This is a genomic window from Sphingomonas arantia, from assembly GCF_042682045.1.
GTDB lineage: Bacteria > Pseudomonadota > Alphaproteobacteria > Sphingomonadales > Sphingomonadaceae > Sphingomonas_R > Sphingomonas_R arantia.
This window is the reverse complement of the sequence record NZ_JBHUGS010000004.1, coordinates 38371-61948: the sequence shown is the minus strand read 5'-3', so window position 1 is coordinate 61948 and position 23578 is coordinate 38371. Positions and strand designations below refer to the sequence as shown.

16 protein-coding genes are annotated in these 23578 nt (G+C 64.2%); 11 read left to right on the top strand and 5 right to left on the bottom strand.

Annotated features, from left to right (window positions below; genetic code table 11):
- Nucleotides 1–165: 165 nt before the first annotated feature.
- The 3 genes from ACFSGX_RS14280 (at nucleotide 166) to thyA (ending at nucleotide 4669) form a co-directional block, all read left to right on the top strand.
- Nucleotides 166–1515: a M48 family metalloprotease gene (locus tag ACFSGX_RS14280; protein ID WP_380930919.1), complete on the top strand. Its 1350-nt coding sequence runs from the start codon at nucleotides 166–168 to the stop codon at nucleotides 1513–1515.
- Nucleotides 1516–2053: 538 nt separating this feature from the next.
- Complete coding sequence (locus tag ACFSGX_RS14275; RefSeq protein WP_380930917.1) at nucleotides 2054–3598, top strand: DsbA family protein; 1545 nt, start codon at nucleotides 2054–2056, stop codon at nucleotides 3596–3598.
- 147 nt (nucleotides 3599–3745) lie between these two features.
- Entirely contained in the window at nucleotides 3746–4669 is a 924-nt protein-coding gene (gene thyA, locus ACFSGX_RS14270) for a thymidylate synthase (protein ID WP_380930916.1), read from the top strand.
- On the opposite strand, the gene ACFSGX_RS14265 is transcribed toward thyA, so the two are convergent.
- Entirely contained in the window at nucleotides 4647–5336 is a 690-nt protein-coding gene (locus ACFSGX_RS14265) for a hypothetical protein (protein ID WP_380930914.1), read from the bottom strand. The two genes, thyA and ACFSGX_RS14265, sit on opposite strands and share 23 nt — an antisense overlap.
- A 159-nt stretch (nucleotides 5337–5495) precedes the next feature.
- Here ACFSGX_RS14265 and ACFSGX_RS14260 point away from each other — a divergent pair, with 159 nt between their 5' ends.
- A complete protein-coding gene (locus tag ACFSGX_RS14260; protein WP_380930913.1) occupies nucleotides 5496–6218 on the top strand; it encodes a calcium-binding protein in 723 nt (240 codons plus the stop codon).
- Nucleotides 6219–6336: 118 nt separating this feature from the next.
- Nucleotides 6337–6744, top strand: a complete 408-nt coding sequence (locus tag ACFSGX_RS14255; protein ID WP_380930911.1) for a hypothetical protein — start codon at nucleotides 6337–6339, stop codon at nucleotides 6742–6744.
- 118 nt (nucleotides 6745–6862) lie between these two features.
- Here the strand turns inward: ACFSGX_RS14255 and ACFSGX_RS14250 are convergent, their stop codons facing one another.
- Nucleotides 6863–7432, bottom strand: coding sequence for a hypothetical protein (locus tag ACFSGX_RS14250; RefSeq protein WP_380930909.1), 570 nt, complete (start codon nucleotides 7430–7432; stop codon nucleotides 6863–6865).
- Nucleotides 7433–8456: 1024 nt separating this feature from the next.
- Nucleotides 8457–9338 carry an aspartyl protease family protein gene (locus ACFSGX_RS14245; RefSeq protein ID WP_380931154.1) on the bottom strand — a complete coding sequence of 294 codons (882 nt, stop codon included), beginning with the start codon at nucleotides 9336–9338 and terminating at the stop codon, nucleotides 8457–8459.
- A gap of 116 nt (nucleotides 9339–9454) precedes the next feature.
- Here ACFSGX_RS14245 and ACFSGX_RS14240 point away from each other — a divergent pair, with 116 nt between their 5' ends.
- The gene (locus ACFSGX_RS14240; protein WP_380930907.1) at nucleotides 9455–9706 is read left to right on the top strand and encodes a hypothetical protein; all 252 of its coding nucleotides are present in this window, start codon (nucleotides 9455–9457) and stop codon (nucleotides 9704–9706) included.
- A 1370-nt stretch (nucleotides 9707–11076) separates the two neighbouring features.
- On the top strand, nucleotides 11077–12045 hold the full coding sequence (locus tag ACFSGX_RS14235) for a magnesium and cobalt transport protein CorA (RefSeq protein WP_380930906.1): 969 nt from the start codon (nucleotides 11077–11079) through the stop codon (nucleotides 12043–12045).
- A gap of 12 nt (nucleotides 12046–12057) precedes the next feature.
- Here ACFSGX_RS14235 and ACFSGX_RS14230 read toward each other — a convergent pair whose 3' ends face one another.
- Complete coding sequence (locus ACFSGX_RS14230; protein WP_380930904.1) at nucleotides 12058–13728, bottom strand: long-chain-fatty-acid--CoA ligase; 1671 nt, start codon at nucleotides 13726–13728, stop codon at nucleotides 12058–12060.
- A gap of 112 nt (nucleotides 13729–13840) precedes the next feature.
- Nucleotides 13841–16891 (bottom strand): TonB-dependent receptor, encoded by a 3051-nt coding sequence (locus tag ACFSGX_RS14225; RefSeq protein ID WP_380930902.1) that lies wholly within the window; start codon nucleotides 16889–16891, stop codon nucleotides 13841–13843.
- 577 nt (nucleotides 16892–17468) lie between these two features.
- Between ACFSGX_RS14225 and ACFSGX_RS14220 the strand changes: the two genes are divergently transcribed.
- The 4 genes from ACFSGX_RS14220 to uvrA all read left to right on the top strand — a co-directional run bounded on the left by ACFSGX_RS14220 (nucleotide 17469) and on the right by uvrA (nucleotide 23557).
- Nucleotides 17469–17837, top strand: a complete 369-nt coding sequence (locus ACFSGX_RS14220) for a hypothetical protein (RefSeq protein ID WP_380930900.1) — start codon at nucleotides 17469–17471, stop codon at nucleotides 17835–17837.
- A gap of 207 nt (nucleotides 17838–18044) precedes the next feature.
- On the top strand, nucleotides 18045–19610 hold the full coding sequence (locus ACFSGX_RS14215; RefSeq protein WP_380930898.1) for an ATP-binding protein: 1566 nt from the start codon (nucleotides 18045–18047) through the stop codon (nucleotides 19608–19610).
- A gap of 121 nt (nucleotides 19611–19731) precedes the next feature.
- The gene (locus tag ACFSGX_RS14210; RefSeq protein WP_380931153.1) at nucleotides 19732–20322 is read left to right on the top strand and encodes a type ISP restriction/modification enzyme; all 591 of its coding nucleotides are present in this window, start codon (nucleotides 19732–19734) and stop codon (nucleotides 20320–20322) included.
- A gap of 328 nt (nucleotides 20323–20650) precedes the next feature.
- Nucleotides 20651–23557 (top strand): excinuclease ABC subunit UvrA, encoded by a 2907-nt coding sequence (gene uvrA, locus ACFSGX_RS14205; protein WP_380930896.1) that lies wholly within the window; start codon nucleotides 20651–20653, stop codon nucleotides 23555–23557.
- The last annotated feature ends 21 nt before the right edge of the window (nucleotides 23558–23578 follow it).

The window sequence follows — 23578 nt, the reverse complement described above, 5'->3', positions numbered from 1 at the left end:
CGGGGGGAGGGTCGGGGTGGGGGGCTTAGGCTGGAAAGACCCAACTCGCCCGAAAGACCCGCGTCACAGCAAAACCCCAAGCCCCTTCACCCCCACCCCGGCATCCGCTAAAACCGCGCCCATGCTCACCCCCCATTCACCCGCGCCCCGCCACACATCACGGCGATGACCCGCCTCCTCCGCCTCCTCCTCGCGACACTCATCGCGACGACACTCGCGACGCAGCCCGTCGCCGCCCAGTCCGTGCTCCGCGATGCCGAGACCGAGGCGTTCCTGAACGATCTCGCCCAGCCGATCGGCGTCGCCGCGGGTCTCCGCAAAGGCGCGCTCCAGATCGTCCTGCTCGGCGATCCCTCGATCAACGCGTTCGTCGCCGGCGGCCAGATCGTCTACATCCACAGCGGCCTCATCATGGCCGCCGACAACGCATCCGAAGTCCAGGGCGTCATCGCGCACGAGGTCGGCCATATCTCCGGCGGCCACATCATCCGCGGCGGCGAAATGGCAAAGGCCTCAGGCGGCATCAGCATCCTCTCGCTCATCGTCGGGGTCGCCGCGATGGCGGCCGGCGCGGGCTCCGCCGGCATGGCCGCGATGGCCGCCGGGCAACAGGCCGCGATGGGCCGCTACCTCTCGTTCAGCCGCGCACAGGAATCGAGCGCGGACGCCGCCGGCTCCGGCTTCCTGCGCACCGCGCACCTGTCCGGCAAAGGCATGCTCAGCTTCTTCGGCAAGCTGCGGCAGGAGGAATATCGCTACTCGTCGAGCTACCAGAAGACCGACCCGTTCCAGCAGACCCACCCCATGTCCGCCGAACGCCAGGCCACGCTCCAGGGCGACATCACCAGCTCGCCCTACTACAACACCCCCACCGACCCGGCGATCGAGGCGCGGTTCCAGCGGATCAAGGGCAAGCTGTTCGGCTTCACGCAGGACCCGCCCGTCACGATGTCGAAATACCCGGAGACGAACCAGACCGCGCAGGCCCGCTACGCGCGCACCTATGCCTGGCATCGCGGCGCCTACCCCGACCGCGCGGTGACCGAGATCGACAAGCTCGTCGCGTCCGCACCGCACGACCCCTATTATCTCGAGCTTAAGGGCCAGGTCCTGCTCGAATCCGGCCGCCCCAAGGAAGCGATCGCCCCCTTACGCGAAGCCGTCGCCGCCCGCCCCGACCAACCCTTGATCGCCGCCACGCTCGGCCACGCGCTGATCGCGACCGAGGACCCCGCCAACCTCGCCGAGGCGAAACGCGTCCTGCGCGTCGCGGTCCAGCGCGACGATCAGAACCCATTCGCCTGGTACCAGCTCGGCATCATCTACGCCGGCGAAGGCGACACCGCGCGCGCCATGCTCGCCAGCGCCGAACGCTACAGCCTCCAGGGCCAGACCCGCCTCGCCATGCAAAACGCCGACGCCGCCCTCAAGGGCATCCCCCCCGGCACCCCCGACTACATCCGCGCCCAAGACATCGCCATGGCCAGCCGCGGCGAAGCGGAACGGCGGCGGTAGGGAGCGAGACACGTTCCCCGGCGCAGGCCGGGGCCTAGACGCAACGCCGCCACAGGGCGAACCAAACCCCCTCCCCCCACCGGGGGGAGGGCCGGGGTGGGGGGCTTAGGCTGGAAAAGCCATCCAACCCCAAGCACCCCAGAAAAGCCCTCTCCCCTCCGGGGAGAGGGTTGGGAGAGGGGGGAGTGGCCTGACCGAACGACCCCACAAACGGTCCCTAAAGTTTCGCGAAACGCCAAGCCCCTCCTCAAACCACCAACACCCCAAGCCACGCCCCCCACCCAACCCTCCCCCCGGAGTGGGGAGGGCTAAGAACACAACCACCCAGTAAACCACACGACCCCAGCCCCAAGCGCCGCCCAAAAGCCCTCCCCCCACCGGGGGGAGGGTTGGGTGGGGGGCCTGGCCTGACGAGACCCAGCCACCAAACCCACCCCAAGTTTCGCAAAACCCCACCCCACACCAACCCCCAAAAGCTTCCCTCACACCCCAACCCACGCTACGCCCACCCCACACAGATCAGGACGCCCCCACCCCCGTGACCGACCCGACCGATCCGACGCCCGACCGCATCGCCCCCGTCCTGCGCACGATCGGCCAGACGCTCGCCCGCGGCGCGCAGGCCGTCCGCCGCGGCGTCGACGCGCTCGACGTGCCCCTCCGCCTCGCCGACGCGCGCGACGATATCCGCGCGCTCGAAATCGACCGCCGCGCCGCCGCACTCGCGAAAAAGGGCGGATCCGCCGCACGCCGCGCCGCCGGCCTCGCCCGCGTCCGCGCCCGCCGCGCCGCGGACACCGGCGGCCCCGCGCTCCGCCAGGCCTGGACCAGCGGCACCGCCCGCCTCGCCACGCTCGCCCCCCCGCGCGCGCCGGACAAGCCCGCCGACCCGATGGCCCGCCCCACGGACCTCCCCCCGATCCCCGCGCCCGCCGCACCACCCAGCAGCATCTCCGCCGCCGTCGCCGCAGCCGCAGCCGCAAGATCGGCCGCGCTCAAATCCGCACCGCCCACCACGCCCCTGCCACTCTTCGCAGCAGATGGCACCGCCGCCCCCCTCCCACCACCGGCAGCATCGAGCACCGCCGCAGCGCCAACCGCCGCAGCACCGCCCGCGCCCGAACCAACAGGCCCGACACCGCCCCCCACAGCCACCGCGTCCCCGCACGCCGCCGCAACGGCCGCGCACGGAACGTCGTCAGCCAGCTCGTCCGCCGCCGCGAGCACGTCCCACCCGACGGCCACCCACTCCACCGCGCACGCCGCCGCCGCCGCACCCGCGACGCACGACACCCCAACCACCTCACCGTCCGCCACGGTCGGCACCTACACCACCCCCGCCCGCTGGCTTGAAGACAGGAAAACCCAGATGACGATCGGTATCGGCAGCCTCGCCATCGCCGGCATGGCCGTCGCGCTCGCCGCCGCGCCGCCCACCGGAGCCGCGCCCACCCCCGGCAGCGCCGCCTTCGGTGAGGCGGTCCGCGCCTACATCCTCGAACATCCCGAAATCATTCCGGAGGCGGTCGCCAAGCTTCAGCAGCGCGACACCGACGCGGTCCTGACCAGCAACCGCGCCGCCCTCCAGACCCCGTTCAGCGGTGCCTGGGCCGGCGCCGCGAACGGCGACGTCGTGCTGGTCGAATTCACCGACTATGCCTGCGGTTTCTGCCGCGCCAGCGTGCGCGACATCGACCGGCTGATCGCCGAGGACCCTAAGCTCAAGATCGTCTACCGCGAAATCCCGATCCTCGGCGCGGGCAGCGAACAGGCCGCCACGCTCGCGCTCGCCGCCGCGCGCCAGGGCCGCCACGCCGCCATCCACCGCGCGCTGTTCGCCGCCGGATCGCCCAGCGACGCCAAGTCCGCACAGGTCATCGCCGCCGCCCGCCTCGATCCCGCCGCCGTCGCCCGCGACCGCGCCGATCCGGTCGTCGCCAAGGAGATCGCCGACAACCTCGCGCTCGCCCGCACCATCGGCCTCACCGGCACACCCACCTTCGTCGTCGGCAACCGCATCCTCTCCGGCGCCGTCGGCTACGACACGCTGAAACAGGCCATCGCGGACGCACGGAAGGGCTGACCAAGCCTCCTGAGCCCCCTCCCTTTCAAGGGAGGGGGTTGGGGGTGGGTGCTACAGCTTGTCAGACTGCAACGGTGCCGAGTGCGGACAGGTCGCACCCACCCCCAACCCCTCCCTTAAAAGGGAGGGGGGAAGAAGGACCCCACCATGCCCCACCCCGAACAACAATATCTCGACCTCCTCCACCGCACCTGGACCACGGGTGACGAGCGCCGCGACCGCACCGGCGTCGGCACGCGCTCGCTGTTCGGCGCGCAGCTGCGCTTCGATCTGGCGAACGACGCCGTCCCCCTGCTCACCACGAAGCGCGTCGCCTGGAAGGTCGCCGCCCGCGAACTCCTCTGGTTCCTCAGCGGCTCCACCAACATCCGCCCGCTGGTCGAACAGAATGTCCACATCTGGACCGACTGGCCGCTCGCCCGCTACAATCGCGACACCGGCGCCAACGTCGACCGCGCCACGTTCGAGGCGATGATCCTCGCCGACGACGCGTTCGCCGCGGACTATGGCGATCTCGGCCCGGTCTACGGCAAGCAATGGGTCGACTGGCCGGTCTACGAGCCACAGCCCGACGGCCGCTTCGTCCGCGCACAGACCGGCATCAACCAGATCGCGCTGCTCGTCGAAAGCCTGCGAACCAACCCCGGTAGCCGCCGCCACATCTTCACCGGCTGGAACGTCGCGGAGCTCGACGGCATGGCGCTCCCCCCCTGCCACATGACGTACCAGTATCATGTCGCCGCCGGCCGCCTGTCCGGCATGCTCTGGCAACGCAGCTGCGACCTCGGGCTCGGCTACGCCTTCAACGCCTTCTCCGCCGCCCTCCTCCTCCGCATGCTCGCCCAGCAGTGCGACCTGGAACCCGGCGACCTCGTCTGGTCCGCCGGCGACGCGCACGTCTACCTCAACCACGAACATCTCGTCACGGAGCAGCTCAGCCGCGTGCCCACCGGCACCCCCAAACTTCGCCTCCTGCGCAAGCCCGCCACGATCTTCGACTACCGCATCGAGGATTTCGAAGTGTACGACTACGCCCCCATGCCCGGCATCAGCGCGCCGGTGGCGGTGTAGCCCCCTCGCCCGGCGGCCCCGCGACGCCCAGCCGCGCCCGGACCCGCGCGAGCGCCACGACATCCGCGCCGGCCCGCGGGGTCGGCAACCGCGAGTCCGCCAGCGATCGGATCGAATTGTCCAGATCGTCCGGCCGGTCCGGGCTGGCCCCGCGCTCCAGCAGGAACAGCGTCACCGACCAGTATCCGTGGTTCGCCGCCCGCATCGCGGGCGTCTGGTTATAAGGCTGGATCAGGTGATCGACGCCCGCACCCCCGGCGATCAGGCGGTCCAGCGCCGCCATATCCCGCCGCATGACCGCGCCGGACAAGGCGCTGGCAACCCCGTCGTTCCGGATCACCACCGGCCGCGCCTGCTCCACATCATGCGCATGAAACGCCATACCCAGCATCGCCAGCACGGTCAGAACGCCCAGGAAACCGCCCCACAACGCGACCCGCACTGCCACCAGCGCCGCCTGCGCGCCCCGCCGCACCGCGAACCGCTCGATCAGCGTCAGGACCGGCAGCACGACCGGATAACAGATCACCGAAAACAGCACCGCGACATACAGATTGAGCTGCGCCGGCGTCGCCTCTCCCGGAACGCTCAACAGCGTGGGCAGGATCATCAGGACGCAGACCACCCAGAGCGACCAGAAAGCCGCAGCCCTGGCAAAGGTCTTCAACCGCTGCATCCCGCCGGACAGTAACGCACGACCGCGGCTTTGCCAGATATTCCGCGGGCACGGCGAACCGTCGCTTTCGACAACCTGGAAATGTCGCAGAAACACCGCCGCCCCAAGGGCCGATCCGATATCGAGACGCCCCTGTTCGAAAGGTCATTCATGCGCGCGATCCTGTTGGGGCTGGTGGCCTGCCTGTCCGCCACGTCGGCGCTTGCGCAATCCGGCCCTCCGGGCGGCGGCGGCGGCCAGGGCGGCGGACCGCCCGGCGGTGGCGGACCCCCCGGCGCCGGCCGGCCGAGCGCCCCGCGCCCCATGAAGCCGATCAAGCGCGAACAGATCGACAAGCTGGCCGCGCAGATGTTTCAGACCGCGGACCGCGACCGCAACGGCCTCGTCACGCTCGCCGAACTGAACATGGTGGTCGACGCCCGCCGCGAAACGCTCATCCGCGCGCGGTTCGAACGGCTCGACACGGATCGTAACCAGTCGATCAGCCTCCCCGAATTCCTCGCCTGGCAACGCGCGCTGGGGTCGGTGGCCTCCTCCGAAAATCAGCCGATCGCCGGCTCCGACGGCCCCGTGTCCGAGGCCATTCTCCCCGTGCTGGACCGCGATCCGCGGGGCCGCGCAATGGGTATGGTGGTCGAACCGCTTAGCGCGATGACGATCGTCGCCGCAAACGTCAATTACGACACCGGCCTCTCGCTGGACGAATTCATCGCCCACCAGCGCAAACGGTTCGACGCGGCGGACACCAACCACGACGCCGAACTGACGATGGACGAGCTGCGCCGCCTCGATCCCGACCGCGACCCGCGCGGCCCCGGCGGACGGGGATTCCCCGGCGGCCCCGGCGCACGTCCACCCGCTGGATTCGACTGAGCTGCCGGTCCAGCGACGCCGCAGTCTCCCGCGCATGGCTGGCGACGTACCCATGCCATGGAGTTGCGACCGTCCGCTTTGCCGCTAAGCTGGTGCTTTGCTGCCAGGGTAGCGGATCATGAACCTCATTGTCGCATTACTCGCGGCCGCTGCCCCCATCACGCCGGTGTCGAACGCGGAAACGCCGACCGCGATCGTCGAACGACTGCTGCAAGCCAGTACGAAGCAGGATTGGCCCACCGCGCTCGCCATGCTGACGGCCGACGCCCAGCTCGGGATGGGTGACGTCGGGGGACCACTCGACAAGGCGACGGTCTCGATCCTGGGTGTCTTGGACCGATATGGTTGCCGCAGAACCAGCATCCGCGAAACAACTCAGCGTGACCCCGTCCAGTCACAAATCCGCTTCGTCGAAGTCAGACGAATATGCCCGTACGGCCCCCAGTCGGGCCGCTCCGGCGAGCATGAACTCATCACGACCTATTTCGTCAACGGCACAAAAATAGCCGGCTTCTATCTAAAGTAAGACAGCACCGCCGCACTCATAACGGCCCGCGATGGGGCATTTCCGGACCGGCCGCTTTCGGGCATCCACCCCACCCCCGGGCACATGTCGCATTGTGACGGCCGGCATCGGAACCACATTACCGCTCCTTCGAAACGCTTGCTGCCATCTCCTTCAGCCGCTCCCCCTGTTTGGCGATCGGCGGAACGCCCGTCGCTTCGCGAAGCGGGTCGGACAGCAAGTCGCGCCGATAGGGTTCCTGCGTCCAATCGCCGTCGCCGTGGCGAAGAAACTGCGTGCCGTAGATCTGCGGCTGCCCGATATGCTGAAGATAGCGATCGAGCGTTGCGGCCGCGATCCACGCCGCCTCCGACTTTCCGCGCGCCGCCGCGACGATCGCGAGCGCGTGAGCCTTCAGATAGTCTTCCGGCTGGTCGCCACGCTGAAACACATAGGCCGCATGATAATAGTCGTCGGCACTGCGCAACTGTCCCGCGTCCAGCATGGCCTGAGTGCGGACACGCCTGCCCCGATCCGCTTCACCCACCACCCGCCAGTCGATCTTGGCCACCTTCCGCGCGGCCTGATCCGCATCGAAGATCGCGGTCATCTCACTGTTCGTCGCGTTGGCGGGGACGACAGGCGTCTGCCCGAAGACGGGAGCGGACGCCACGCCGAGCAGCAGGATGAATCCAAGAATAAAGCGCATCGTTCGTTCTCCAGTCTGACCGTCAAAGACATGCGGGAACTATCGCGATCAGGATAGCGGCATGATGACGCCGTCGACCGATGAACGGCGCTTTCGGACGACCGACTGATTACCCCTCGACGTCCGCTTTTGGTGGAAAGCGGACGTTGACGGGGGCATGCCACCAGCTACACCGAATATATGCTACGGAAGTGCTTACTCCCAGCGGTGACGCTCGCCCTTACGGGGTGCGGGGTTAAGCCAACTGCGCCAGACTTATTTCAATCCCAAATAATAAGAATTGAACGTAGTCTTCCAAAATTACCATGCGTGGGATCAATTGCACAATGGCATCGACGTTATAATGAGCACACGGATGGCAGAACTAATCAACAAGTTGTTGGTATAATCTATATTCCACCGGAAATTGCTGAAGAAATGCGACTCAATACCTTGAATCATTATGCTGAGTTCCGCATGGTGATCGCTACTTTCTACCCTAACCGTAATCTCGTCGAGGTATTCGAATGTGGATCATATCGGTCATACGAGAATCAAAATCGACCTCTCCGATTGCCCGCTTAAACCCTCGATCTTGCCGTTGAGATAGTTTGGCGATCGTGAATGTCCGCAACTGGGCGCTAGCGGACCGGCCGCTTTCGGACGTCCGCTTCACTGGTCCGGAATGTCTCATTGTGGTGGAAAGCAGAACGGCAGCTTTCGCACGACGGTGATATGTTAGGTGACATGGAAAATGGCCAGTAGGACACAAAGCAGCGTACCGACGCCCGTTATGGCTAGCCAAAGTCGCCATGTCTCTCGGTCAGGTCCGACGATGCTGACAAGATAGGCGAGGATTACTTCAATCAGCATTTTGTGCCCCAGACGACCGGTCACGGGAAAGTTGCACGCTCACCGAACGTCCGCAATTGGGCGTTTGCTGACATTGCAATGCTGCGGCCTTTTCCCGAAAAAGATCGTATTCGGGATGCCAGAGGCTTCCCGGAAACCCCCGCGCCAGCAGGATTGAGGAAACTTCGATTGCTCAGCGTTTGGCCTTGCGCACCGAGGCCTTCTGCCAGACCCGTTCCGCCCCATAATCGATCGCGAACTGATTGGACCCGATCCAGTCCATTCCGATGACCGCAACAGGCTGATCCATCCCGCCAAGCCTGTCGAACAACGGCAACGCCGCGACACTCACTTTGACCTCGCTATAGGACCACAAGCCGACGACCGCCGAAATCCTGTACGCTGCAAGCGGTGTTTCCTTGCCGTCTATGCCGGTGATTCCCTCGACCTCGCTCCCGGCCGCCTCGCCCAGACCGGCCACACGCGCAAAGCCCGGCGAAAGAATGGATTTTTGCGCCCCGGTGTCCAGCAGCCCCCATCCCCGGGCAGTCCCGATCCTGACCGGGATCAACACCTTCCACGGCTTCAGCCACCGCGAACCGATCGTTTTCCATCCCGAACCCAACGGTTTGCTACCCGATTGGCCGAGTTGCACGCATGACCGATCCCAACGCCAGGTGACAAGCCGCCGACCGAAGAGATCGACTCCCGCCAGACCCGCGATGTCGTGGCTGGCCAAAGATGGCGCGGCTATGCCCGGTACGATCAGATCCCGAACGGTGACCGGTCCTGCCTCGAAACGAGAGAGTCGAAACAGGCGCACATCGATCGCACCGCCCATGCCGTGCGCCTGTTCGGCCGAACCGTCCGGAACCAATTGCAACTGTTTGGTTCGCCGATCATCCAGCGTCGTGCCGCTTGAACCTGTGTCGAGCACGAAGGCGAACGGGCCGGCATCGTTGACCAGAGCGGTGATGACAGGACTTCCCCCATCTCCATGCTCCAACGGCATGCACGCTGGGGACGTTGCCGGTACGGCTGTCGATGTTGCCACGGCCGTTGCGATGGCCAGCATGATCGTCACGGAACCCCCATCATTCGTCAATTCCGCCACTGTGTTACTATGCTATGACACTACGGACAACAGCATCGTGATTGATCGCTCGGCTATGTCTCGCGAAGGAACCTGGAGTGGGACGGCGTCTGGGTGGCTGTGACGACGACAGCGCCTCTGAGGCCGTCGACGTTAAGCTCGCGCGACTGGACCGAAAGCTACTCGGTCCGCGTATGGACGAACGACCAAAACCAGAAAAACACCGCGAAGCTGATCAACGTTACGAGCTCGAATGTGAATCGTATCGGATCGGCAAGTTCACCCATCAGCATGATGGCGACTTCGACCGCGAGAAACGCCACGATCATCAGAAAGCCGGAGCGGTTTAATGGCAAATAGCTGAAGCCGAACCAGCGGCGGTATCGGGGTGCTTCCACAGACGAACACTACGGCCCCATCGAACGTCCGCAAGTGGGCGTTTGCGGCATGTCCGCTTCCGGCATTCACCTCGCGCCTCGCTAACGTCGCATTATGGTGGAAAGCGGACATTGCCCTTCGTTGCGGAGCGTGGGAGGGTATTGGATGCGTGAAATCCGCCATTTGCTTTTGATAACGATGAGCGCGAGCTTTGCGGGCTGCAATCCATCAACCTCGCCGACCCAACCGGAACAGTTTATATCTGACGGCCGACCGGCAACGGCCGATATTCGAGCTATCGAAAAGGCCATCGTCAAAGCAAATGACCCTTGTATCGCCAATATTGACCGGTGGGTCCGATCATATCAGCTTCGACACTGGAATGGGGGCGTTGATCATCGTTATGTAGTAATCAGGTTCAGTCAACCGCAGGACGGCAGCCGCGGCTCGGGCATTTATGCGGATTACGCTAATAATACCTTTATAATAGACGAACGCAATATTGTTTCGGCCTTCGGAATATTTGACGGTCAACACCGGAGAATCGATTATTGGCGTTGTGGACCTAACCTTCGGAAGCGAGGCAGTGCGGATGAGGACCCAATGCAACGGCGTTCGATATTAGTGGGTTAATGCACTCGCCGATGTCCGCAATTGGGCGTTAGCGGATATTCAGGCGATGGGTCCGTCGAACATCCGCTTTTGGGGGTTAGCTGCCGTTCCTGTGGCAGTCGGTCGGCGCTGAAGTAGAAAGCCGAGCACGTTTGCGCTGTTGCCGCTTGACCGCCCGATCTGAACGGGTCGACGAGAAGTATCCCAGTCCCGCCAATCGACGTAGCTGAATCCACATGATGACGGACCCATAGAAAAGGAAGCCGACGAAGAGGATCGCGATACCTGCGTCATAGTTCCGTCGCTCCACTATTACCGATGGAACGAGCAACATAGCGAGGGGCGTGAACGCGAGTAGGTGATGCCGTAACGTAGGCTTTCCCGCCCAACCGACTTTAATCCACTCCTTGTCCACAATCCGGCCTAGACGGTGAATTAGCTGTGCCATTCCCCGATCTTGCCGCGCGCTTCGAATGTCCGCAAGTGGGCGTTAGCGGACATGAGGGACGTCTTAGCAACCGACTGTCCCGTCGTGGTAAACCATGGATAGTATCCGACGCCCCGGCCCCGCCCGCCCATCGCTGATCCCGCCACGTTAGGCCCCGTCCCCCGAGGCAATCCGCCACCCATCCCGCCCCCGATCCCCGACGTTGCGCAAACCGCCCCGGAATGCGAAACGCCTCGGCCGCTCCCCCGTCGGCGCGTGCCAAGATCAGGATCCGAGGTTCATATGACGGTCGTCGCCGCCTATCTCTACCGCAACGGCAAGCGGGTGCGCGAGGTGTCGATCGACGAGCGGGTCGACTGCCCGGCCGACAAGTCCGAATTCGTCTGGATCGGCCTGTGCGATCCCACCGATGCGGAAATGCAGACGCTCAAGCAGCATTACGACCTGCACCCGTTGGCGATCGAGGATGCGGTCAACGCCAACCAGCTGCCCAAGGTCGACGTCTACGGCGACCAGCTGTTCGTCGTCGCGCGCACCGCCGCGCTCGACGGCGACACGATCGATTACGGCGAAACCGCGATCTTCGTCGGGCACAGCCACATCATCAGCGTGCGCCACGGCAGCGCCCGCTCGCACAAGATGCTCCGCCAGCAGCTCGAGGCCGCGCCGTCGCTCCTCGTCCACGGCGTCGACTATGTCCTCCACGCGGTGCTGGACTATATCGTCGACGGCTATCTGCCGATGGTCGACACGATCGAGGACATCGTGTCCGTCATGGAACAACGCACGCTTGACGCGTTCCTCGACCGCGACGAAATCACCCGCATCTTCACGCTGCGCCGCCAGCTCACCCGGTTCCAGCGCGTGCTCGGCCCCATGGCGGAGGTCGCGGGCAAGCTCGTCCGGCTCGACCTGCCCTGCATCGATCCCGACACCCGTCCGTATTTCAGCGACGTGCTCGATCATGTCCGCCGTATGCAGGTCATGACCGACGGCCTGCTCCAGGTGCTGACCTCGGTGTTCGAATTCAGCAACCTGATGGAACAGCAGCGCACCGGCGCCATCACCCGGCAACTCGCCGCCTGGGCCGCGATCCTGGCCGTCCCCACCGCGATCGCCGGCATCTACGGCATGAATTTCGAAAACATGCCCGAACTGAAGACCGAATATGGCTATTTCGTCGTGCTCGCCGTCATCGTGGCGGTCTGCACCGTGCTCTACATCCGCTTCAAGAACGCCCGCTGGATCTGACGCGAGCGCCGCTTACCCTGCCTTGGCCAGCTCCTCCGCCACCAGTTCCTTGCGGCTGAGCTTGCCCACCAGCGTCCGCGGCAACGCATCGCGCACCTCCACCGCGACGCAGCGCTCATGCTTGCCGACCAGCGGGTTCAGCCACGCCATCAGCTCGTCGCCCGTCACCGCGGCGCCCTCCACCAGCGTCACGAACGCCTTCGGCCGTTCGCCCTGGTATGCGTCGGGCACGCCGATCACGATCGCGTCGCGCACCGCGTCGTGGCGGTACAGCACCGTTTCCACCCGGCTCGGAAACACCTTGAACCCGCCGACCGAGATCATGTCCTTCAACCGGTCGACGATCCGCACATAGCCGTCCTCGTCGATCACCCCGACGTCGCCGGTCCGCAAGCCGCCGTCGGCAAAGGTCGTCGCATCCAGCTCCGGCCGCCGCCAGTACCCCGCCATCACCTGCGGCCCGTGGATCACGATCTCGCCCGGCTCGCCCGCCGGCGCATCGCGCGTCGCATCCTCGCGGTCGACCAGCCGGATTGTCGTGGCGGGCAGCGGCTGCCCGATCGTCCCGGTCTTGGCCAGCCCCTCATAGGGATTGGTCGCCGCGATCCCGCTCTCGGTCAGGCCATATCCCTCGACCAGCACCGCGCCCGTCGCCGCCTCGAACCGCGCCTTCACCGGCCCGGCGAGCGGCGCGCCACCCGAGATACACACGCGGAGCGACGACAGGTCCGTCGCCGCCAGCTTCGGATGCGCCAGCAGCGCCTGATACATCGTCGGCACGCCGGGCAGGCTCGTCGCCTTCGTCCGTTCCACCGCCGCCAGCACGGCGGCCGCATCGAACCGCGGCAACAGCACCATCGTCCCGCCGTTCGCGACCGTCCGGTTCAGCACGCACGCATTGGCAAAGATGTGGAACAGCGGCAGCGCCCCCACGATCCGGTCCGGCGCCCCCGCCTCCGGATCCACGTCGATGATCTGCCGCGCATTGGCGGTCAGGTTCTGGTGCGTCAGCATCGCGCCCTTGGGGCTCCCGGTCGTCCCGCCGGTATACTGGATCAGCGCCACGTCGCGGACCGCATCGATCACGGCTTCGGGGAACCGCCCGTCATTGGCGATCAGCGCGGAAAACGCGGTGATCCGCGCATCGTCCGGCCGCGCCGCCACCTCCTTGCGCTTCAGCAACCGGTACAGCACCGACTTGCCCTTCGGCAGCGCCCCCGCGATCGACCCGACGACCAGCCGCTCGAGCCCGCTCGCCGCCAGCACCTTCACCGCCGTCGGCAACAGCGCGGTGGCGGACAGCGTGAACAGCACGCGCGTCCCCGAATCCTCCACCTGATGCGCCAGCTCCTCCACCGAGTACAACGGCGAGAAATTGACCACCACCGCACCCAGCATCAGCGCGCCATAATAAGCCGCCACATAATGCGGCACGTTCGGCAGGAACAACCCGATCCGGTCCCCCCGCTGTATCCCCATCTTGTGCAACCCGGCCGCCACCCGCCGCGCGCCGTCCAGCACCTCGGCATAGCTGTACGTCCGCCCCATGAAATCGATCATGGCGGCCTGCGGGCCGCGGGCCACCGCCCCCGCCAGCATCGCCGGCACCGTCATCGGCGGATAGTCCCGGTCCCACGCGGTGGGATGGGAATAGCCGGTCGCCCAAGGGTTCGGATGTTGCATGACGTTGACGTAAACGGAACCGGGCGACAGTGCAACGCCCTACGATGCTGCTCCCCCGGTCACCCTGGGGCCGCCCGGCTCCCCGCCCGCGCGGCCCTTCCTCGGGCGACGATCAGAAGCCGATCCGCGCCACGAACCGCGCGGACCGCGGCGACTGGTACGACGTCGGCAGGCGATACGTGGCGGATGCTGCGCCGCCGTCATCCGTGCCCTGCTCGTCATAGTCGATCTTGGCCTTCTGGTTGAACACGTTGAACACCGACACTTCGAACGTCAGGTTCCGGTTCTCCGGTTGCGGCCGGAACGACAGCGTCAGGTCGGTCGACGTGTTCCAGTCGCTCTTGAACACGCTGCCGCGCTGCACCAGCACCGTCTCGTTGTCGTCCGACACCTGGCCGTCGACGATCGGGCAGAAATTGCCGGCCGAGCCATAGGCGTTCGCGAACGGATCGACCGAATCCGGGACCAGCCCGATGCACCCGAACCGGCGCGGCGACACGGCGGCGAAATTGGCGCCGATCAGCAGCCATGGTCGCACCTGATACGCGCCGTACAGCTTGATGTTGTGACGGCGATCGCCCGGCAGATACCCGTAGGCGCCCTGGGTGAAGCCCGGCTGATCGAAATCCGTCGTCAGGCCGCTGTCGGACTGGCCGTTGTCGGATTTCACGCCGCCTTCGATGTTCCCGCGGTTCTTGGCATAGGTGTAGGATCCGTTCAGCGTCCAGAGGCCGTCGAACTCGCGATTGAACGTCGCGGTGATCGCCTTGTACGTCCGCCGCGCCTTCGGATATCCCAGCTCCTCCGCGGTGAAGCTGACGGTGCGGGCCGTGGCTTCCCCGTTGATGGGGTCGGACAGCGTGATCGTCGCCGCCTCGCCCGGGTTGATCAGCACATATTGGTGGAACCCGGTCCAGATGTCCTCGCACCCCGAAATGCCCTCGCGGTTGCAATAGGCAAGCACGCCCTGGTCGATCGCGGCGTCCTCCAGCGACGCGTTCAGCTTGCGATACGTCCCGTACAGCCCGACGCGGATCCGGCTGCCCAGCCGGCGCTCGCCGCCGATGATATATTCGTCGATCGACTGCGGCTTCAGCGATTTCGAAACGGTCGCTTCGGTCGGCGTCGCGGTGCCGTCCGACACCAGTTGGCAGTTGGCGTCCGTGCTGCCCGGGCACGCGCTGCTCCCGCCCGTGAACGACAGCGCCTGCCCCAGGATCGGGCTGTTGTCGGCATTCACGCCGAACAGCTGGTAATAGCGCGTATAGTCGGTTTCGGCGCCCGCCAGCCGGATGTTGGTGTTGGTCGCGACCGGCTGGAAGATCCGCCCGAACGACCCGTAGATCTTGGTCCGCGCATCGCCCGTCGGGTCGAAGGTGAAGCCCAGTCGCGGCCCCCACTGATCGCCCGATTCATAATAGGTTTCGCCGTCCACATTCTGGTTGGTGAACCGGTCGTTCCGAACCCCCAGCGACAGGTTCAGCCGGTTGTTGAACAGCGACCAAGTGTCCTGGATGTAGAACGCTTCGTTCCTGGTCTTGAACACCCCGCCGTTGAAGTAGGTCCGCGCACTGACATACTCCGTCCCGGCCGGCGCATAGCGGTTCCCGGCCGCAGCGGTCAGGTAGGTGTAGGCGACACCGCCGTTATAGGATGACGTGGTATCCGACGTCAGGTTCTCGCGGTCGTAACCGCCCCGGATGTGGTGCGATCCGAGCAGGTTGAAATAGATGTCCGCATCCGCCCGGTAGAATTCGCGGGTGTCGAACGACGATGTGCGTGTCGCCGTGGGATTGCCGATCGACAGGGCCGTACCGGTGCGCTGGTCGAGGATGTAGGGATTGTCGCTCGACGACTGCGTGACCTCGCGGTCCTTGTTCTTGCCGTATGCCGCCGACAGGGTCAGCCATTCGGTGAACGTGCCGGTATAGCGCCCGACGAAATTCTTGCCCCCGAACTTCTCGACGTCCGAACTCTGGAACAACGTCCGCTGGTTGGTCGTGACGTCATAGTCCAGGTTCGTGATCGTCTCGGTGCGGGACGTATCGAAATAGGTGAATTCCAGCCGGTGCCCATCGGCGATGATCGCGTCCAGCTTGCCGCCCCAGTACGGGCTGTCGCCGACCCGCTCGGAATAACGCTGGTCGGTGACGCTGCCGTCGCCCTGCTGCGTGTGGCGCGCCTGGTAGAAGCCGTAGAAGAACAGCCGATCCTTGATCAGCGGCCCGGATGCATAGAAATACGCGTTGCGCGATTCACGGATGTCGCCGTCATTATCGTCGCGGAACGTATTGGGGGAATCGCTCCGCAGGAAATCGGGGGTGTAGGACAGCACCGCCCCCGCGTGGAACTCGTTCGAACCGGACTTGGTCGTGGCGCTCACGAAACCGCCCGTCGCGCGGCCGAACTCGGCCGGATATCCGCCGTTCTTGATATCGACCGTGTCGTAGAATTCGAACGGCACCGTCGTCGAACCCAGCCCCTTGCGGAAATTGGTCACGTTCAGGCCGTTCACGAAGAACTGGTTTTCCGACACGGACGCCCCGGAAAACGACGCCAGATCGCCGAACGCGCTGTCGCCCTGCGACGTGCCGGGCGACAGCCGGATGATCGCGGTCAGGCTGCGGTCCACCGGCACCTGTCGCGCGATCTCGGTGACGTTCACCACCGTCCCGGTCGTCGTCCGTTCGAAATCGATCGTCCGCGTGCGCGTCCCGGTCACGACGATCGCGTCGCCGCCGGCCGCCGTCCCCGCTGCATTGCCCGCCGCGCCCGTTTCGCCGACGGCCGCCAGCGAAAACTGGTTGGACGCCTGGTCCGGCTCCAGCACGACGCCGCTTTGCGTGCTCGTCGCGAAACCGGTCGCGGTGATCGTCACCGTGTACGTCCCCAGCGGCAGCTGCGGCAGGCGGTAATTGCCGCCGCCGTCGGTCGTCGTGGTGCGGGTGAAACCCTGCGCGGCGGACTGGAACGCCACCGTCGCCCCGGCCACGCCGGCGCCCGCCGTCGTCACGATCCGCCCGGATGCGGTCACGTTCTGGAAATCCTGCGCGGCCGCGACCGACGGGATCATCGTCGCCAAAACCGCAAAGGCAGTCAGCGCACGGATCGAAGTCGAGCGGACAAGAAAGGTCGCGCCCAAAAGGCGAAGATTGGATGTCATCTATGCTGCCCCTGCACCTGACGGCCCGAACATCGGGTCGTGATATGCGTTCAAGCTGACCAGCAGGGCGCAAGCTGTCAAAGCGGTTTTCATGAGATCGTCATATTAAACGAACGTCGTTGCAACGCAGCAACAGCGTATAACTCGGACTGAACCCCTATTCAGTAGGATGTTCTGCAAAACCAAGCGCAATCGTTTCACCGTGCTTACATTCTAGGGCTTTCAATTCATCAAACTACTAGTTCGCAATATTATACCCATGTTCTTTGCGGAGCCGACACTTGGCTTCCAAAACGGGTATGAATGCCACCTTTGTGTCAGTCATGAACGACTTCCGAACATGGAACTCCAAAACGCCTGCCCATGTGTCGACCGGGAAACATGGCGTTGCAGCCACCCGGCCTTGCCGGTCCGGCACACCGGCGAACGAACGACCTGAACGCCGGACGATCGCCGTCCGACACCGCATCGCGCCGCCGACCTGACATCCACACGACCCGCCGACGCCCCCTGACACCACCCCGCCCGCCTGCTAGCACCGCCCAAAGGGCCGCACGGCCACGCGGGGGGACATCGCTTGAGCCGTCAGTTGATCAACGAATATCGCGCCGACCTCGATCGGCTGCGCTCCATCTCCGGCAGCCGCCGCGAAAGCGTCCTGCGCGAAGCGTTCAAGGACCTGCTCAAGCGCTGGGGCCGTACGCACGATCTGTATTTCGTCTCCGAACACGCCATCGTCACGCCGCAGAAGAACCGCATCTTCGTCGACGGCGCCCTCCTCCACGCGCTCCGCGTGCCGTTCGGCTATTGGGAGGCGAAGGACGCCGACGACGATCTCGATGCGGAGATCGCCGCCAAGACGCGCAAGGGCTACCCCCGCGACAACATCCTCTATTCCGACGATCACATCGCCGTCCATCGTACCACGGCGCGCAGGCCGCCATAGTTTACAAGCACCGCGCAGAGCAACGTTCCCGCTGCCATTTGGCGAGGTATGAGTTCCGATACAGCGCGGACGCTCACGCGTGAGTGATCGCCAACGCTCGGTCAACGGGCTAAAAGGCTCCATCAGGAGGCGAATCGTGCATCGTTCGCCTGCAAGCAAACTCAAGGGGTAGTGTGATGAGTATCTGCTCACCACACCATATATAGTATGAACGATACTCAACTTTCGCTTTTTGGCTTTAATGCCGACCATGCAGCAACCTGGACTCCTCGCGACCTTTGGCTTCGACTGGACAGGATGACGGTTGCAGATTTTGGCGAGGATCGAAGGATTGAACGCAAAAGCGGTCGTACTATTCGCTATGATGATTTAGCCGAGTATTACAGCATGTGGTCCAACACGGTCGATGGCGGTATAATGCTCATCGGCGTTGATGATAACGGCGGACTAAGGGGTTGTTCATCGTTATCGCAAGATCAGCTTAACGGAATCGATAAGTTTCATACTAACAACTGCCCTGATGCCAGTCCGGAACCCCGGCGCATTCCGATTGAGGTGAATGGAAAGCCAGACTTCCTAATATCGATATTTATCCCCTATCGTGGCTTTTTGGTTGAAACTCATAAGTCTGAGGCGTTCATACGCAGGGGCGATCAGAAACATAAGATGTCCTCAGAGGAACGAGACGACTTCAGGTCAACCCGACATGAACGTTCCTGGGAGTTACGCAAATCTGGGTTTTTTCGGTACCCGGGGGATTTCGATCAAGCCATCATACGTGAGTTCGCAAACACATTTCGTGAGCGGGAATCAAAGGATGATTGGACAGATGAAGCAGTTCTGATCGACCGGCATCTTATGACTTATGAGAATGGAGAGTATCATCCCCTAAATAGCATGGTACTGTTTTGCGCCTACGATCCCCGCATGCAGCACGCCGGATGTCGTATTCGTGTTCAACGGTTTGATGGTGTGGAAGAAGGCAGCGGATCGGACTTTCGTCCGCTGAAGGACTTCTACATTGAGGGTAATATCCCCGCAATTTTGAAAAAGGCTGGACAGTCCATCGCAGACTTGAATCATGATGTCACGTGGTTAGGTAGGGACGGAAAATTTGTAACAACCCCCGAATATCCACGATGGGCTTGGTTTGAAGCTATCGTTAACGCCCTCGTCCATCGATCGTATAGCTTCAGCGGATCCGAGATCACGGTAAAATTCTTTTCTGATCGTCTGGAGGTAGAAAGCCCAGGTGGGTTTGTTCCTCCCGTAACACCCGAGAATGTTTACTATCATCGTGCATCGCGCAATCCCCATTTAATGGAGGCACTTCGTTATCTCGGCTTTGTAAGAATGACGCGCGAGGGAACGCGGAGAATGAAAGAGAGCATGGAAAGTTACGGCTTGCCAGCGCCGACCTTCTCTCAGCAGACAATGCATGGCGTTGCGGTCCGCGTTGTACTCCGTAACGATCATCATACGCGAAAGCGATCTACTGACCGTGATGTTGCAACCTACTGCGGCGTCGAATTGTGGAAGCAACTGGCCGAACATGAGGTTCAAATTATCGGCTATGCATACAACAATGGTCAGATACAAGTAGCCGAGGCTGAGCGGCTTACCAAAAGAACTTGGGGCACATCAAAAAAGGATTTGACACGATTAGTGGATAAAGGCCTTCTTCGTTTCATAGCTCCTACAAAACTTCGGGATCCAAAAGCGCGCTACGAAATAGTCGAGTATCGAAAAGAGATTCCTGATGAAACTCGCTAGTTTAACGAATTCAAAGCAGAAGTGTGCGGTCTCGCTTGCGATGACGAAACGGTTTAATGAGCAGTTTTCAATATAACATAATTTAAAAGACGATAGTACGTGCGAAGAATGAGAACCAGTCATAGGAGAAACTCGAAATCACGCCACCAACGATTTGATCTTTAATTACGTTTATGCCGTCCTCCACGATCCGGTCTACCTCGAGACCTATGCGCTGAACCTCAAGCGCGAGTTTCCGCGCATCCCCTTCTACCCCGATTTCGCCCGCTGGGCGGCGTGGGGCGAGACGCTGATGGCGCTGCACATCGGCTATGAGGATGTCGCGCCCTGGGCGGTCGAGCGGATCGAGACGCCGGGCAAGCGCGCCGCGGGCACGACGCCGAAGCCCGTCCTGAAATCGCAGCCCGGCGCGGGTGGCGGGACCGGCAACGTCGTGGTCGATGGCGATACGCAGATCGCCGGCATTCCGGCCGCCGCCTGGACCTACCGGCTCGGCAACCGCTCCGCGATCGACTGGGTGCTCGACCAGCACAAGGAAAAGAAGCCGCGCGACGCCACCATCGCCGCGAAGTTCAACACCTACCGCTTCGCCGACTACAAGGAGAGCATGATCGCCCTGCTCGCCCGGGTCGTGCGGGTCAGCGTCGAAACCGTCGCGATCACCGACGCGATGGCCGCCCTCGACCGCACCGACTGGCCCGCCCCGGCCTGACCTCTGGCAATCGCAGCCCCCACCCGCCCCCGTTCGGTTCGAGCTTGTCGAGAACCCGGCACCGCCCCCGGACGCCGCCGATGCGTCGAGGCGGACGCGCCAGGCACACCCGGCGTGCGCAGAGACACCCCCACCTCCGCCCATCCCGAGCGAAGTCGAGGGACCCTTCGAGCGCAGTCGAGAAGCCCACCACCCCTCCCACGCCACGCCGGAGCAAGCCCCACCCACCGCATCCCAGCCTTGCCCCACCGCACCCCGCCACCCATCTCCCGACGCGACGTCACCGCCCGGCTTGCCGCGCACGAACAAATCTGGAACAGACCGCTACATGCTGACCCATATTTCCGTGCGCGGCGCGCGCGAACACAACCTCAAATCCGTGAACGTGGAAATTCCGCGCGACAAGCTGGTGGTCATCACCGGCCTGTCCGGCTCGGGCAAATCCTCGCTCGCGTTCGACACCATCTATGCCGAGGGGCAGCGTCGCTACGTCGAATCGCTCTCCGCCTACGCCCGCCAGTTCCTCGAACTGATGCAGAAGCCCGACGTCGATCATATCGAGGGGCTCTCCCCCGCCATCTCGATCGAACAGAAGACGACCAGCCGCAATCCGCGCTCCACGGTCGCCACCGTGACCGAGATCTACGACTATATGCGCCTGCTCTGGGCGCGCGTCGGCATCCCCTATTCGCCCACCACCGGCCTGCCGATCAGCGCGCAGACCGTCAGCCAGATGGTCGACCGCGTCGCAGCACTTCCCGCCGGCACGCGCTTCCTGCTGCTTGCCCCCGTCGTGCGCGGGCGGAAGGGCGAATATCGCAAGGAAATGGCGGAGTGGCAGCAGGCCGGCTTCACCCGCGTCCGCATCGACGGCACCATGCACGAGATCGAGGACGCCCCCGCGCTCGACAAGAAATACAAGCACGACATCGAGGTCGTCGTCGACCGCATGGTCGTCGGCCCCGACATCGCGACGCGCCTGGCGCAGAGCTTCGAGACCGCGCTTAAGCTCACCGACGGCCTCGTCTATGTCGACCTGGTCGACGCCCCCGCCCCCGCCGACGCGATCCCCGCGGACGAGGCGCTCGCGAAGAAGAAGTCCGTCGCCGGCAAGAACATCCCCGACAACCGAATCGTGTTCTCGGAGAAATTCGCCTGCCCCGTCTCGGGCTTCACCATCGCCGAAATCGAACCGCGGCTCTTCTCGTTCAACGCACCGCAGGGCGCCTGCCCCGCCTGCGACGGCCTCGGCGAGAAGCTCTATTTCGACCCGCAGCTCGTCGTCCCCAACGAACATCTCTCGCTCAAGAAGGGCGCGGTCGTCCCCTGGGCGAAATCCAACCCGCCCTCGCCCTACTATATGCAGGTCCTGGCCAGCCTGGCGAAGGCCTACGACTTCTCGCTCGACACCCCCTTCAACGCGCTCAGCGAGGAGCAGCGCGCCGTCGTGCTGCGCGGCACCGGCGGGAAAGCCGTCACGCTCCGCTTCATCGACGGCCGCAAGTCGTACGAGGTCGAAAAGGCGTTCGAAGGCGTCATCGGCAACCTCGAACGCCGCATGCTCTCCACCGACAGCGCGTGGATGCGCGAGGAACTCGCCAAGTACCAGTCCGCCGCCGCCTGCGAAGTCTGCGGCGGCGCGCGGCTGAAGCCGGAGGCACTCGCCGTCAAGATCGCGGGCGAGGACATCTCGCTCTCCACCCGCCGCGCGGTCGGCCCCGCGCTCGCCTTCTTCCGCGCCATGCCGGACAAGCTGAACGACCAGCAGCGTCAGATCTCCGCCCCGATCCTCAAGGAGATCGTCGAACGGCTCGGCTTCCTCGACAATGTCGGCCTCGACTATATCAGCCTCGACCGCACGTCCGGCACGCTCAGCGGCGGCGAAAGCCAGCGCATCCGCCTCGCCTCGCAGATCGGCTCCGGCCTGTCCGGCGTCCTCTACGTGCTCGACGAACCCTCGATCGGCCTGCACCAGCGCGACAACGACCGCCTCATCGTCACGCTGAAGCGGCTCCGCGATCTCGGCAACACCGTCATCGTCGTGGAACATGACGAGGATGCGATCCGCACCGCCGACTATGTCATCGACATGGGCCCCGGCGCGGGCGTCCACGGCGGTGCCATCGTGGCGGAGGGCACGCTCCAGCAGATCCTCGACAACCCCGACAGCCTGACCGGCGACTACCTCACCGGCCGCCGCATGGTCCCGCTGCCGGCCAAGCGACGCAAGGGCAACGGCAAGAAGGTCACGGTGAAGGGCGCCCGCGCCAACAACCTAAAGAACGTCACCGCCTCGATCCCGCTCGGCACCTTCACCTGCATCACCGGCGTGTCGGGCTCAGGCAAGTCCACCTTCACGCTCGACACGCTCTACGCCACCGCCGCGCGCACGCTGAACGGCGCGCGCATGCTGGCCGGCCACCACGAAACCATCACCGGCCTCGAATATCTCGACAAGGTGATCGACATCGACCAGTCGCCGATCGGCCGCACCCCGCGCTCCAACCCCGCCACCTATACCGGCGCGTTCACCAACATCCGCGACTGGTTCGCCAACCTCCCCGAAAGCCAGGCGCGCGGCTACAAGCCCGGGCGGTTCAGCTTCAACGTCAAGGGCGGCCGGTGCGAGGCGTGCCAGGGCGACGGCGTGCTCAAGATCGAGATGCACTTCCTCCCCGACGTCTACGTCACGTGCGACGTCTGCCACGGCCACCGCTACAACCGCGAAACGCTGGAAGTGAAGTTCCGCGGCCGCAGCATCGCCGACGTGCTCGACATGACGGTCGAGGACGCGGTCGAATTCTTCAAGGCCGTGCCCCCCATCCGCGACAAGATGGCGATGCTGGCGGAGGTCGGGCTCGGCTACGTCAAGGTCGGGCAACAGGCGACCACGCTCTCCGGCGGCGAGGCGCAACGCGTCAAACTCGCCAAGGAACTCGCCCGCCGCGCCACCGGCAACACGCTCTACATCCTCGACGAACCGACCACCGGCCTGCATTTCGAGGATGTCCGCAAGCTGCTGGAGGTCCTCCACGCGCTCGTCGAACAGGGCAACAGCGTCGTCGTGATCGAACATAATCTGGAGGTCATCAAGACCGCCGACTGGGTCATCGACCTCGGCCCCGAAGGCGGCGACAAGGGCGGCGAAATCGTCGCCGTCGGGACGCCCGAGCAGGTCGCGAAGGAACCGCGGAGCTACACGGGCGGGTATTTGAAGCCGTTGTTAAGCCGATAACTAACGAAAAACAAAATAGGC